14 protein-coding genes are annotated in these 14405 nt (G+C 37.5%); 5 read left to right on the forward strand and 9 right to left on the reverse strand.

Going from position 1 to position 14405, the window contains the following annotated elements:
• Positions 1–194 precede the first annotated feature (194 nt).
• A complete protein-coding gene (locus tag A5866_RS08085) occupies positions 195–1526 on the forward strand; it encodes a PTS sugar transporter subunit IIC (protein ID WP_086443854.1) in 1332 nt (443 codons plus the stop codon).
• Between the two features lie 128 nt (positions 1527–1654).
• Entirely contained in the window at positions 1655–3085 is a 1431-nt protein-coding gene (locus A5866_RS08090; protein WP_086443853.1) for a 6-phospho-beta-glucosidase, read from the forward strand.
• A gap of 117 nt (positions 3086–3202) precedes the next feature.
• Here A5866_RS08090 and A5866_RS08095 read toward each other — a convergent pair whose 3' ends face one another.
• Positions 3203–3706 (reverse strand): hypothetical protein, encoded by a 504-nt coding sequence (locus tag A5866_RS08095; RefSeq protein WP_086443852.1) that lies wholly within the window; start codon positions 3704–3706, stop codon positions 3203–3205.
• A complete protein-coding gene (locus A5866_RS08100; protein ID WP_176332531.1) occupies positions 3684–4049 on the reverse strand; it encodes a hypothetical protein in 366 nt (121 codons plus the stop codon). Before A5866_RS08100 ends, A5866_RS08095 begins: the two co-directional genes overlap by 23 nt.
• Positions 4050–4807: 758 nt before the next feature.
• Between A5866_RS08100 and A5866_RS08105 the strand changes: the two genes are divergently transcribed.
• Positions 4808–5059: a hypothetical protein gene (locus A5866_RS08105; RefSeq protein WP_086278503.1), complete on the forward strand. Its 252-nt coding sequence runs from the start codon at positions 4808–4810 to the stop codon at positions 5057–5059.
• A 190-nt stretch (positions 5060–5249) separates the two neighbouring features.
• On the opposite strand, the gene A5866_RS08110 is transcribed toward A5866_RS08105, so the two are convergent.
• Entirely contained in the window at positions 5250–5783 is a 534-nt protein-coding gene (locus tag A5866_RS08110; RefSeq protein WP_086443851.1) for a DNA-3-methyladenine glycosylase I, read from the reverse strand.
• 115 nt (positions 5784–5898) lie between these two features.
• Between A5866_RS08110 and A5866_RS08115 the strand changes: the two genes are divergently transcribed.
• Both A5866_RS08115 and A5866_RS08120 read left to right on the forward strand, forming a co-directional pair.
• Complete coding sequence (locus A5866_RS08115; protein ID WP_086443850.1) at positions 5899–6300, forward strand: hypothetical protein; 402 nt, start codon at positions 5899–5901, stop codon at positions 6298–6300.
• A 3-nt stretch (positions 6301–6303) separates the two neighbouring features.
• Positions 6304–6507, forward strand: a complete 204-nt coding sequence (locus A5866_RS08120; RefSeq protein WP_086278500.1) for a helix-turn-helix transcriptional regulator — start codon at positions 6304–6306, stop codon at positions 6505–6507.
• A gap of 59 nt (positions 6508–6566) precedes the next feature.
• Here A5866_RS08120 and A5866_RS08125 read toward each other — a convergent pair whose 3' ends face one another.
• The 6 genes from A5866_RS08125 to A5866_RS08150 all read right to left on the reverse strand — a co-directional run bounded on the left by A5866_RS08125 (position 6567) and on the right by A5866_RS08150 (position 14404).
• Positions 6567–7490 carry a transketolase family protein gene (locus A5866_RS08125; RefSeq protein WP_086443849.1) on the reverse strand — a complete coding sequence of 308 codons (924 nt, stop codon included), beginning with the start codon at positions 7488–7490 and terminating at the stop codon, positions 6567–6569.
• Entirely contained in the window at positions 7490–8320 is an 831-nt protein-coding gene (locus A5866_RS08130; protein ID WP_086443848.1) for a transketolase, read from the reverse strand. Before A5866_RS08130 ends, A5866_RS08125 begins: the two co-directional genes overlap by 1 nt.
• Positions 8320–9687, reverse strand: coding sequence for a PTS ascorbate transporter subunit IIC (locus A5866_RS08135; RefSeq protein ID WP_086278497.1), 1368 nt, complete (start codon positions 9685–9687; stop codon positions 8320–8322). Before A5866_RS08135 ends, A5866_RS08130 begins: the two co-directional genes overlap by 1 nt.
• 25 nt (positions 9688–9712) lie before the next feature.
• Complete coding sequence (locus A5866_RS08140) at positions 9713–9994, reverse strand: PTS sugar transporter subunit IIB (RefSeq protein ID WP_086278496.1); 282 nt, start codon at positions 9992–9994, stop codon at positions 9713–9715.
• Positions 9991–12042, reverse strand: a complete 2052-nt coding sequence (locus A5866_RS08145) for a BglG family transcription antiterminator (protein WP_086278495.1) — start codon at positions 12040–12042, stop codon at positions 9991–9993. The genes A5866_RS08140 and A5866_RS08145 overlap by 4 nt, the downstream gene beginning before the upstream one ends.
• A gap of 157 nt (positions 12043–12199) precedes the next feature.
• The gene (locus tag A5866_RS08150; RefSeq protein WP_086443847.1) at positions 12200–14404 is read right to left on the reverse strand and encodes a glycoside hydrolase family 65 protein; all 2205 of its coding nucleotides are present in this window, start codon (positions 14402–14404) and stop codon (positions 12200–12202) included.
• Position 14405: the final 1 nt, after the last annotated feature.

A 14405-nucleotide genomic window follows, 5' to 3' on the forward strand; every position in this document is an offset into this window, starting at 1 on the left:
ACCTGGTCACAAAAATTTGAAGAGCACCAGGTAGGTACCAATCATCATCAGTTCGTAAACTCACTGTGATTCTTGGCAATTTTCATGAATTCCTTCTTATCTCTCGGAGTTAAACGCTTCTGTCCCAACCTCATTGAAATACTACTACAGCACTTATTTTCCGTTACTTTAGTTAACCAAAGGAGAGGTTTAGAATGAATGAATGGATCAATGAAAAAGTTCTACCACCCGTGTTAAAATTCGTTAATACTAAAGCGATTACAGCATTAAGAAATGGGATGTTATACACGATGCCCTTTACGATCGTCGGTTCGATTTTTCTATTATTAGCAAACCTACCGATCGAATCTGTAGCAAAATGGATCACGGATAGTGGTCTAGTTGTTTACTTTAATCAAGCATATGGTGCCTCTTTTGCAATCATGTCTATCTTTGCTGTAATCGGGATCGCTTATTCTTATGTCAAAACAGAAGGCTTTGAAGGATTACCTGCCGGAATGATTTCACTCGTTGTCTTTATTTTATTTATGGCACCAGGTGTTACTGATTCAGACAGTGGTGTAATAATCGGCAATGTTATCAATAAAGACTGGACTGCTGGCAAAGGGATGATCACAGCAATCATCGTTGGATTGATCGTCGGTTGGGTTTACAGCTGGTTCTTACGTCACGATATTCGTATCAAATTACCTGAAGCAGTTCCTGAAAATGTTGCAAACTCATTTACAGCTTTAATTCCAGCTGCAGCTTTGATTACTGGCGCAATGTTTGTTTATATTTTCTTTGATAAAGTCTTTAAGACAACGTTCTTCGATTTCATTTACGATGTTTTACAATCTCCACTTCAAGGTGTAACAGACTCATTAGGCGGCGCCTTAGTCCTTGGTTTCTTAGTTCCCCTATTCTGGTTCTTTGGTGTTCACGGTTCAACGATTGTTGGCGGAATCATGGGACCGATATTACAAGCGAACTCTTTAGAAAATACAGATATTTTAAAAGCTGGTAAAGAATTAACTGTTGCCAATGGTGGTCATATCGTAACACAACAATTTTTAGATCAATTTTTAACGGTGACTGGTGCTGGTATGACACTTGGCTTAGTTGTTTATATGGTGTTCTTTGCTAAATCTGCGCAGTTCAAACAATTAGGTCGTTTATCGATTGGTCCTGCAGTATTCAATATCAATGAACCCATTACGTTTGCGACACCGATCGTTATGAACCCAATTATGGCGATTCCGTTTATCTTAACACCCGTTGTTTCATCTGTTATCACGTACTTTGCGCTCTATACTGGTTTAGTGCCATTATTTACAGCGGTTCAAGTCCCTTGGACAACACCTCCGATTATTTCCGGATTATTAGTCGGCGGTTGGCAAGCAGCGCTATTACAAGCATTTGTCTTAACGTTAGGTTTCTTCATCTACTTACCATTTGCTAGAAAAATGGATGCAATCAATTATGCACAAGAAACAAATCAACCCATTACAGAAGAAGTATTAGAAGAAATTGAAGCAGAAGCTTAAAAAAATCCGTTCTAAACTGACTTAAACATCCCTGTACAGCTGATTCCGTTCAAATGATTCCTCCTAGCTGTACAGGGATAATTAAGTATTTCGTCAAAAAAATAGTAAGGTTGTAAGGAGTAGATCACATGTCAATTTTAAGAGAAAATTTCCTTTGGGGCGGCGCAGTTGCTGCTCATCAATTAGAAGGTGGTTGGGACCAAGGTGGTAAAGGTGTTAGTGTTGCTGATGTGATGACGGTAGGCGCTCACGGTGTTCCTAGAAGAATCACAGACGGTGTGTTGCAAGGGGAAAATTACCCCAACCATGAAGCCATCGATTTTTACCATCATTATAAAGAAGATGTAAAATTATTCGCAGACCTTGGGCTAAATTGTTTCCGAACATCGATTGCTTGGACGCGGATTTTCCCCAATGGTGACGAAGCAGAACCAAATGAAGCAGGATTGCAGTTTTATGATGATTTGTTCGATGAATGTTTAAAATATGGAATCGAACCTGTCATTACTTTATCTCATTTTGAAATGCCTTATCATTTAGTCACCGAATATGGTGGTTGGCGTAATCGTAAAATGATCAATTTCTTTGCGAAGTTTGCCCGTGTTTGTTTTGAACGCTATAAAGATAAAGTAACGTATTGGATGACCTTCAATGAAATCAATAACCAAGCGAATTATGCTGAAGACTTTGCTCCCTTTACCAACTCTGGTATTAAGTACCAAGAAGGGGAAGATCGTGAAAAAATCATGTATCAAGCGGCTCACTATGAGTTAGTTGCTAGTGCGCAAGCGGTGAAGATCGGACATGAAATCAATCCTGATTTTCAAATTGGTTGTATGATTGCCATGTGTCCAATTTATCCCTATTCTTGTGATCCAAAAGATATGATGATGTCGGTCAGTGCGATGCAAAAACGATACTGGTTTACGGATGTTCATGTGAGAGGTCATTATCCTAGTTTTATGGAAAATTATTTAGCGCGTAAAGGCTTTGAATTGGATATTACGGAACAAGATTTGACTGATTTAACCCATGGTTGTGTGGATTATATCGGCTTTAGCTACTATATGTCTTTTGCGATCAAAGATCATGAAAAAGGTCCTGCTTTTGATTATGATGAGTCGAAAGATTTAGTCAAGAATCCTTATGTAAAAGCCTCTGACTGGGGTTGGCAAATCGATCCGTTAGGCTTGCGTTATGCCATGAACTGGTTTAATGAGCGTTATGAATTGCCGTTGTTTATTGTGGAAAATGGCTTTGGTGCCATTGATGAAGTTGAAGCAGATGGTACAATCAATGACCAATATCGCATCGATTATTTGAAAGCTCATATTGAGATGATGAAAGAAGCGGTTGAGTTTGATGGGATTCCGTTGATTGGCTATACGCCTTGGGGCTTTATTGATTTGGTTTCCGCGGGGACTGGTGAGATGAAGAAACGGTATGGTTTTATCTATGTGGATAAGGATAATGAAGGACAAGGGACGTTGCAGCGTTCTAAGAAGAAGTCGTTTGATTGGTATCAGCAAGTGATTAAGAGTAATGGTGAAGAGTTGTAAGAGGTTTGGATATAAAAGAAAGGGAAAGCTTAATTGCATAAACACAATTTAGTTTCCCCTTTCTTTTTTACTATGCAAGCAAACTATTGAGTATCAGAAAGAATAGTGAAACGTTCCCTATTCTCCTCCAAATAAATCAATCCCCATATTTCTGACTTCTTGGCATTCTTCATCTGTCAAAAACCACCACGACATTTTTTCATGCCCCACTGTACCTAGCCATATTTTTTCCCCCTGAAAAAAGGCAATATCTTCTGGCAAATTCGGACCTTGCCAATCTCCAATTGATTTTGAATAGTTTAAAAGAATGGATAGTGAATCTGAATTAAATACAAAGCGATATACTTCCACTACTTTTTCATGATCAATTACCATTGAAGTTGCCCAACTATTTGTTTCAATTTTAGTAACTAAAAATGAATCTAAATCACTAATTAATTCATATGCTTTTTTATCATATGAATAGGTGTTATCTCCTTTAAAATCAATATCATGACGAATACAAAATTCAAAAAATGTACACCCTTGTTTTAAAGCTAAGTTAGTAATATCTTGATATTGCTGACTGTGTATATCCTCTGAATAATAATATTTGTTCCTATTTGTTTGAAGCCATACCATAAAATGAATGCCCTCCAGACCTATTCCAAGTATGATAATGTGCGAAATTACCAGCTCCATGCGCCCTATCTGCTATTGGCGGTTGGAACTTGCCACCACTTAGTCCACCAGCTAAATGAGCTACCTTGTAGGCTCCTGTAGATGTTGTTGACCATAAATCTCCACGTAGCTTCATGTAATTTACAGCTGTATTTTTCAACCGCTCTGAGTTTGAATACTTTTTTGAGAATGCTTGATAGTCAAACTTATTCAATGATGGTAATTCACTTTTCTTGCTATACTGATAAAGAAAACCAATGATGAAAATACTTATAAGAGTATAGAACACATTGTTTAACTTCATTTCCAGATAATTCACCACCTATCTATTTTTTAAGATACACTTCTTTACAAATTGAGCTTTAACAAATTTGAATTTTCAGAATTTTTCCATTTCATAAAACTCATCATATGATATATTTCATAATATGTAAAGATTAATTTCATTTAGAATAGTTTCATCCTTTTTTGCTTCAAATGTAATTGTGACACAGATAATTAGGCACCATCTAACTATTTCAACGAAAATTGTCTTCGTATCCAACTCGTTTATTTCTAGCTTTTTCATCATATAATCAGCTCTTTCAGACACAACGCTAGGACTATGGATATTCGCAACATCACGATTTAACATACGTATCAAAAATCAATTGGTTTTCTCCCTTGTTCGTATTGACCATTCATGTTAAGTTCTTCATACTCATTGGTATAGGATAGCAACGAAAAAAGCTTTACGAACTAGGATACGTTCGCAAAGCGCCATCACATATAAATAACCATTGGCACCTCAAGTATCTGGCGGGAACCAAAATCATGAGGCCCTGTAAAGACAGCAATACCTACCAATACAAGTTGCCGATAGCCAATACCGAAATACCAACATGTTTTATTGTACCCAATTTTTGCCTGAATTTCTACCTTATGTGAGAAATTCTTTTAGATTGAGTCAAGAGGTTTGCGGTGGTTTTTGTCTATTGAAAACGATGAGGCGCGGGTCTGATTGTTTTTTATTCGTCTATCTAGTTGGGTTTTTAATCAACTTTAGACTAGGAGAATGTAGACATGGGAAAATCACAGGAATCTAACACAATCGCTTATCAGGAGATTTTGGCTATAAAAGCTTCTTTGCGCGAGCTAAAATCATGGCATGAAGCATTGCATTTTATGCGTCATTTTCTTGATGGGAAGAAAATAAGGACTTCTGAAGAGATGCAGGCTTGCGCTGAAATGTTTGAAGTGGTTTATCAAAAATTTGGTGCATTATTAACTGAGAGTGAAGTATCTTTGCGTAAAATAGTTAAGCAAAATAAGTAAAGTATCTAAAAAAACAACCTGTGTATGCGGTATAGCCTACACAGGTTGTTTTTATTTTTAAGACTACAAATTTCAAGTTCTTAGAAAAACTGTTGTACTACTTTTCTTAATCGATTCAACGACTCTTCATTTATCTGTGACACTGCTGATTGATTCTCGCTTGGGGATCAATATTTCTTAAATGGGATAATTATTTTAATTCCCGATTCAACACTTCATCTTGAATCATGCCACTGGCTTTCATAAACATATACGTCACAACGGGTCCGACAAAGGTAAAACCATGTTTCTTCATATCTTTGGCTACATTTTTAGATAACGGTGTGACATTTGGAACCTCATATGCTTCTTCATATACATTCAAACGAGGCACACCACCAACAAAATCCCACATATACTCAGCAAAACTGCCATATTCTTCTTGCACAGCTAAAATCGCTTGCGCATTTTGAATCGTCGCATTGATTTTTCTCGGATTGCGGATCATTTCGGGATCTTGCATGATTTTCTCCACATCGTCTGGCATCATACCAGCCACCTTTTGAATGTCCATATTGTGGAAGTTCCTTAAAAATACATCCATCTTCCCTGCTGCTGCTTTCCAACTTAATCCAGCTTGAAAAGTGCCGACTGTTAACAAGATAAAAAGTAAACGATCATCATGTGTGGGTTTCCCCCATTGGTTATGATACCAATCAAATTTCGATGGTTGGTTCTTTTTCATCTCTTTCTCCCACATTTAACTTTTTTTCTATCATAACATAAAAAAATAAAATGAGATCGTTTAATGATAATCCAAAAAGATTCTATTGACTATCACCAGAAAGGATGTACTACTTATGAAAACTAAAATGAATCTAACTGGAAAAATCTATACCATAGAACTCTTGAGCGGAATGATTTTCTATAGCTTAGGAATTCTATTCATTACGCCACCAACAACCCCAGGAATTTTAAAAAACCTAGCAATAGGTTTAATGATTCTAGTCTTGTTAATAATAATGGTCGTAACCATCCTTACTAATAAAGAAAAACTTGATGAACATGCCTTAAATATTTTTTATAAATCTAGTAATACAACATTTTTCTTTATTTTGATATTTTTACTCGTAGGAGGAATAGTGGTTTATTTTATCCCAATGGGTCTCAATCTCTCACCCGCTATAATTTCATTTATACTCGCTGTAATTCTAATCCTTCATGGTTCGACTTTTAGATCCTTAGAACTATCAGGTAAATAACTCATGGGCAAAATAGAAACGACTTTAAAACAATACAGAGAAGAAAAAGGTCTGACTCAAAAAGAACTTGCAGAAAAAGTTGGTGTTCGACGGGAAACTATCCTTCATTTAGAAAACAATAGATACAATCCATCCTTAGAGTTAGCTCTGGAAATAGCACGTGTATTTGGCGTAACCGTTGAAACGCTTTTCAAATTAAAATACTAATATCTTAACTCTACTATATTAGTGTTACTTCTTAATTTCATCATCCATATTCAAAAAACTCACTCTAATAAACCGACCATTGCCTTCGAAATATCAGCAGCTTTCAAACCATAAACTTCTTTCAAATACTCTAGTTTACCCACTTGACCAAATTGCTCTTTTACACCGATTCGTTTCATTTTTACTGGATGATTTTCCGTAACGATTTCCGCTACAGCACTTCCTAAACCACCGATCACATTATGATTTTCTGCGGTTACGATAGGACCCATTTTAGCTGCTTCAATCACGATTTCTTCATTCATCGGCTTGATTCTAAACAAATCGATCACTTGAACTGAAATCCCCAGCCTCTCTAAATCAGTCGCTGCCTGAAGTGCTTCTTCTACCATGATCCCACTCGCAAAAATCGTCCCAGCTGTTCCTTCTTTCAGTTTAACGTATCCTTTAGAAAAATCTTCTTCTCCTTTATAAAGTGATGTTGCTTGTTTGCGTATCGTCCGAATGTAGAACAGCCCTTTTGCCGTATGCGCATACTCTAAAATCGCTTTAAACTGATACGGATCTGACACCTCATAAATATGATTTCCTGGAATCACCCGCATCAACGCAACATCTTCAAACGGCATATGCGTTCCGCCATTCATTTCAGCTGTAACGCCTGGGTCTGTCCCAACGATGACAGCATGATTTTTGGCATACCCTAACGAAAGAAACACTTGATCGAAAGAGCGTCTAGTCGCAAATGGCGCAAAGGTATGGATAAATGGTGTGAAGCCAGTGACCGCCAAACCAGCAGCTACCCCCATTTCTTCTGCTTCCATAATTCCCACATTGATATAGCTTTTCCCCAACTGCTCTTTTAATTTACTCGTTCCCATCGAACTCGCAAGGTCTGCTTCTAAAACGACAACTTTCTGATCTTTTTCCGCTAAAGCTAAGATGGTTTTTGTATAGACTTGCCGCATTTCTAAGTTCTTCATTATGAATTCACCTCGATTTTTTCAGCCAATGTTACAATGGCTTTTTTGATTGCTGTTTTGGCTGCTTCATCTGGACGTATATGGTGATTATCTGCTAGCTCCTCCAAATAAGGAACACCTTGTCCTTTTACAGTATCTAAAACGATCGCTGCTGGTTTTCCCTTTATCTCCTTCGCTTGATCGATTGCTGCTTCAATGGCATCAACATTGCCACCATCCACCCGCCAACTATTAAAACCAAACGCCTGCATTTTTTCGACAAAATCAAATGGATCACAAATATCGGTTGTATAGCCGTCTAATTGTTTTTTATTATCATCGATAAATACGATCAAATGATCCAATTTTTGATGCGCTGCAAATTGAAAGGCTTCCCAGCATTGCCCCTCATTTAATTCTCCATCTCCAACAATCGCAAAGGTAAAATTTTCTTTCCCTAGCAGTTGATTACCTTTCGCAATGCCTGTTGCAGCGGAAATTCCTTGCCCGAGTGAACCTGTAGTCATGTCTACACCAGGTGTTTTGATTCGATCAGGATGTGAAGGAAGGTTGGTTCCATTTTGGTTTAGGTTAAAAAGAAACGCTTCATCAAAATAACCTTTTAAAAATAAGGTAGCATATAGTGCAGGTCCAGCATGTCCTTTTGATAGAACAAAATAATCACGATCTGGATCATCTTTCTTTTCTGGCGACACATTCATGACTTTTCCATATAAAACCGCTAATGTTTCTACAATAGATAAGCTCCCGCCAAAATGACCAAAGCCTAGATTGTCTAATTCCTTCATCGTATAATAACGAATCTGATCCGCAAACTTCTGTGTATCCATTATGCGACCTCCTTCGTTTCAGTTGCTTTTTTCTTTCCAAATATAGTTAATGCCAATAATAAAGCTAGCACTGCCACAACACCTGCAACGACTGCGATTTGACCGCCCATATCTGCTAGTTTCCCAAGAAATATCCCTGTCACACCATAATCTGTATCGGAGAATGTTGATCCTTGGAAGCCTAAATCCCCCATAACGGGCATCAATAAAATCGGCATAAAACTAATAATCACCCCATGAATGAACGAGCCCACAACAGCACCACGTACACCGCCTGTGGCATTTCCGAAAACACCGGCCGTTGCGCCACAGAAGAAATGCGGCACCACACCTGGAATAATTACGGTCGTACCTGTTGCGATCATAATAAACAAGCTTACGATTCCGCCAACAAAACTAGTTAAGAAACCGATCAACACAGCATTTGGCGCATAAGGAAAAACAATTGGACAATCTAAAGCCGGAATCGAATTCGGCACTAATTTTTCTGAGATTCCTTTAAAAGCTGGTACAATTTCTGCTAAGATCAAACGAACACCAGCTAAAATCACAAAGACACCTGCTGCAAACATCCCTGCTTGTTGTAAAGCATAAATAATGTAATTGGTCCCATTACTAAGGTTTTCGGCAATAAACGCATTTCCTGCAAATAATGCCACGATCGTATACACAATGCCCATCGTCAATGTGATACTAACGGTCGAATCACGTAGGAACGACAAGCCCTTTGGAAAATTGATATCTTCGGTTGATTTTTCTTTATTCCCTACATATTTCCCGATAAACCCACTCAGAGCATACCCAAAGTTTCCTGTATGACCTAAAGCCACTGAATCATTTTTCGTGATTTGTTTGGTAAATGGCTGAGCGATCGCTGGAAAAATCGTATTAGCCAAGCCTAACGCCAAACCACCAACTAAAACTAACGGCACTGCACTCATTTTTGTCACACTCATGATCACGGCAATCATACACGCCATATAAAGTGTCGCGTGACCCGTTAGATAGATATATTTAAATTTTGTAATACGGGCAATTAAAATATTAAACGCCATTCCTGCTAACATAATAAGTGCTGTATAAGTGCCATATTTTGTCAAAGCCAAGGCAACGATTGCTTCATTGTTTGGCACTACACCTTGCATATTAAACGCATGCTGGAACATTTCGCCAAATGGCGCTAGTGCCCCTTCGATCACTCCAGCACCAGCAGTCACGACTAGAAACCCTACAAATGTCTTGATTCCGCCACGGACAACATCTGAAATCGATTTTTTTTGTAAACCTAACCCAAGCACAGCAATCAATGCCACCAAAATTGCCGGGGTACTTGCAATATCAATCAATATATTTAAAACGCTATTCATCTTTTTCTCCCACCTTCTTTAGACTTTAAAGTAACCCTTCTTTTACACACACTGCTTTTACTTTTTCTCTCAACTCGTCCATATCGATAATACTGTTTAAAATAACTACGTTCCCTAAATGCTGCGCACTATCCGCTAAATCCCCGCCGACAAAAAAGACATCTGCCAAATCTGGTGTGGCACTTCCCATATCATAATGCGCCACCTCAACTCCTGTTACTCCTAATTCATTCAACACGCTATTGATATTCATTTCCACCATAAAACTAGATCCTAATCCAGATCCACAAACTGCTGCCATTTTCATAATGATTCTCCTTCCTTTAATAACTGAATAATTGTTGCTTGATCCTTTGCAGCTAATAGTTTTTCTAAATTCTCTTTATTGGATAAAATTTTCGTCAAACTCGCCAATGCTTTTAAATGCATTTCATTATCTACAGCTGCTAAACAGATAAAAATCGTGATTTCGTGTTTAGAATCATCTAAAAGCAGCACAGGTTTTTCCACTTTTAAAAGCGACATCCCTAATTGTTTCACCCCATCTTCTGGTCTTGCATGAGGCAAGGCGATTCCTTTCCCAATATGAATAAAGGCGCCGTAATCTTTCACCTTTTGAATCATTGCGTCAATATAATTCTCTGTAATCTTCCCCTGTTCTTTTAGAGGTTGCGCCGCAAAAGCAATCGCTTCTTCCCACGTTAATGTTGTATCTGTCAACTGAATCATTTCTGTCGTTAGCAACTCCGATAGCATTGGCTTCCCATCTTCTTTCACTTTTAGTTTTTTGATCATTTTACGATTTAAAATACGATAAATTTTTTCTTTAGTAACATCTTTTTTTAACTCGATATATGGTAATAATATTTCAATAATTTCGTCGATAGAAGGGACAACGATTCCTGGTATCAATAACTCTTCTTGCACATGACGGATCAAGTTATTTTTTTCTAACTGCGTCATGATTGGATTGATCAAATACGTTTTCTTTGGTGTATTTAACGGAACACTCGAAAAAATCACATCGTATTCAGATTCGGCAATACTTTCTAATTGATCAACGGTTGTTGTTAAACTAAAGTCGATCGTTGGAAAAAGTTCCTTCAACTCTGATTGCATGATTAGACTAGAACTAATTCCACTTGGACATAAAACCAATGCTTTATAACGGATCACCCGATTTAATTCCCGCTGATTTCCAATTTCACCGCCAAACAAAATTGTAAAATACCCAACTTCTTCATCTGGGATCGCTTGACCTGTCAGCATCTCTAAAGGGTGCAACGCTATTTTTGTCAAAGCGAATAATTCGCCATATTGTTCTTTGATTTCTTCTATCAGCACATTCGTTAAAGAAAAATGATACTTGATTCTAAAAAAAGCTGGCACCAAATGATAAAAAAGATCGAGTAGTAATTTTCGATACGCTTTAAATTCGATTGCTGCTAAACGTTCTATCTCATGAATGATTTGGCTCGCACATTCTAGTAAAAATTCCAGCGCAGTATCGCGGATTTCTCCTTGTGTAATCGTCATAAAAATGAGTGTGAAATAAAATTGTTCACTTTCAGGCTCTAAGATAGCAGAGAATTTAGCTAAAAACAGCTGACTTCCATGAAAAGCATTCAGCTCTTTTATCATCTCTTTTGCTTGTCGATCCAACTTAATTGAATGCGATTTTGCACGCCTTAAAACATATGCCATAAAATAAATAGTCTCTTCAATTCGGCTTGGTACAATCACTAACTCATTTGCTCTGATCGTTTCAAAAAGATATGAACGAACATCTGCTTCAAACGTTCTTGAATACTTGATCAAGCCTTTTTTTAAGCCCAATTTCCCTGAAACTGACGTGACGACTTTTGCAGTCATTTGATGTGCTTGAATTCGAATATCTTCTTCACGTCCCGATAAATAAAATCCTTTTTTTCGTGAATAGTCTAATTTGATCTGATACTTCGTTAAGCGTTCCCGCAACTTTTTGATATCCGCTAAGATCGTATTCTTACTGACTTGAAAAAATTCTTGATAATGAAACACAGATAAATCCTCATCTGCAGTAAACGTCAACAGATAAAGTAGCGCTTGTCGTTCATATTCTGAATAGAAAATCTCTGTTTCCAACTTACCAAAATGAAGTTCCAACCATTTATCGGCTACTTGCTTTGGAAAATAGAGTTTGCCTTCTTCCCAATAAATCGGTTCATAAGAAAATTTCTGCAGCTGCTCATCAATTTTCCCTAACTGATCAATCACGGTTTCTGTAGGCAATCCTGTAATCTCGCTCAGCTCTTGAATAGAGTGCCCTACTTTATGCGATATGTCGATAAGATAACTCATTCGATAATCAATCATCTTGTTCCTCCTGTATTCACTATATAATGTAAACGCTACAAATTAAAGAAACGTTGGGTCTAATCTAATTTTGATTTTTCAAAATGATTGGACTCAATTAAAAAAAATAACAAAAAAGCCATGGAAGTCAATTGATTACTACTCCATAGCTATTTTGTTAGTTGATTGCAATCATTGCCTTATTTTCAGACAATTGTTTTATAGATAATTGTTCGTTTGATTTTAGAGGGGTTACCTTTAATTCTTTTTTATCCATTTTCACCTTGACGAGTGTTCCATGAATGTTTAGCTTAAAGGCCAAACTTTCAATTTCTTTTGGTAAATGATTCTCAAGCTGGATTGTTTGACCTGTACTTGATAAGCCTGCAAAACCGTATATGATGCTCAACCAACTACCACCCATATTTGCTGCATGAATCCCATCTTTGGCATTCCCTTGTAAATTTGTTAGATCCATCAATGCTGTATCCATAAAGTAACTATAGGCTTTCTCTGATTGTTGCGTACGACTAGCTAAAATGCTAAATATTGAACGTGACAACGAAGAATCATGGGTTGTAACCTCTTCATAAAACTGATAATCTCTTTCAATTTGCTCAACTGAGTAATCTTGCGGAAATAGCATTTCAGCTAACAAAGCATCTGCCTGTTTACACACCTGATGTTTATAAATAATCATCGGGTGATAATGTAGTAACAGCGGATAGTTTTCTTTTGGTGTTTCTTCAAATGGCCATCTGGCTTTTTCAAAGAACATGTCATCTTGTTTGATCAGTTGCTTTTCATGATCGTATGGCAGTTTCATTCCTTCAGCGGCTTGTTGCCAAGTAGACCATTCTGCTTCTTTAACTAAATTCAGACGTTGTGCTAAAGTGACAGCATAGCTTAAATTATTTTGAGCCATTTTATTTGTATAATAGTTATTGTTAACTAAAGCTGTATACTCATCGGGCCCTGTCACACCATTGATACAAAACTCATTTCCGATCCAACTGCCGTAGTTCAACCAAAAACGTGCGGTTTCAAAAATCACTTCAGCACCAGATTCTGCGATAAATTGATGATCTCCTGTTACTCGCTCATATAGTTGAAAAGCATAGGCAATATCGGCGTTGATATGGACTTGAGCTGTTCCAGCAGGATAATACGCACTAGCCTCTTCTCCATTGATTGTCCGCCAAGCAAATAAAGCGCCACTGTTTTGTGCCATTTCCCTTGCTCGTTCCTGTGCCTTTGGTAAAATCGATACCCGATACGTTAGTAATTGTTTGGCAATTTTGGGTTGTGTATAGATAAAAAACGGCAAGATATACATTTCAGTATCCCAAAAATAATGCCCTTCGTAGCCTTCACCAGTCAATCCTTTCGCAGCAAAATTCGTCAAACCATCTCGCCCTGCATTTTGATATAGATGAAATAAGTTAAAACGAATCCCTTTTTGAAGAATCGGGTCACCAGTAATTTCGATATCACTTGCTTGCCAGAATTCAGAAAAATGCTGTATGTGTTCTTTGGCTAACTGATTAAATTCCAAGTGACGTTTAACTGTGGTCAACTTGTCTTTTTTCCTTTCAATCTTACGACTCTCTGTTGTTAGCGGTTTTGACAGCACGACGTAATTTGTTAAAGTAACTGCTTGATTTTCTTGAACTAAGACCCGTTTTGATACGGCTAACCCGCCGACCTCATCCACACCATCAGCAGTTTGCATCACTTGAGATAGCAAAACAGATTGTTCACTAAATTCGGTTTTCACTTCGATCCACTCGTCATTTAACGGCACAATTCCAAGTTTACTTTTAGATGAAGCAACACGCGGATCAATTGTTCCATCTTCATTAGTGTTTTCCTCTTGAAATGCGATCTGCTTAGTAATCAGCAGCTCACCAGAAAAATTCAACGCTTCGATCGTATAGTGAAAAACACTGACTTCCGCCTGAGAATAGGATAAAAATGAACAAAGAGATAATGAAAATATCTTTCCGTGCAACGTTTCGATCTCATAACGTTCTTCCAACATCCCAGTTTTCATATTCAGCTGAAAATCAGTTTGTGTTGTACGCCAGTCTGCTTCAGTTGATTTTTCTCCATCGATCTCGATGATAAGACTTCTTATATCAGGCAGTTTTACGATTGTTTGATGATTTTTCGCATAACCATAAGCCCATTCTCCGTAAACAATCGGATGTGTATCGTAAAAACCATTGATAAACGTTCCAGGATTTCCTTGCCTCGTTTTTCCTTTTAAAATACTGGATGCACGTACGCCTACATGGCCGTTGCTTAATGCAAACAAGGTTTCAATATAATCAAGATTTTGGTTATTAAGATCATTTAGCGTCAGCAAATACTCAGAATTCATC

This window comes from Enterococcus sp. 12C11_DIV0727 (assembly GCF_002148425.2).
Classification (GTDB): domain Bacteria; phylum Bacillota; class Bacilli; order Lactobacillales; family Enterococcaceae; genus Enterococcus_L; species Enterococcus_L lemimoniae.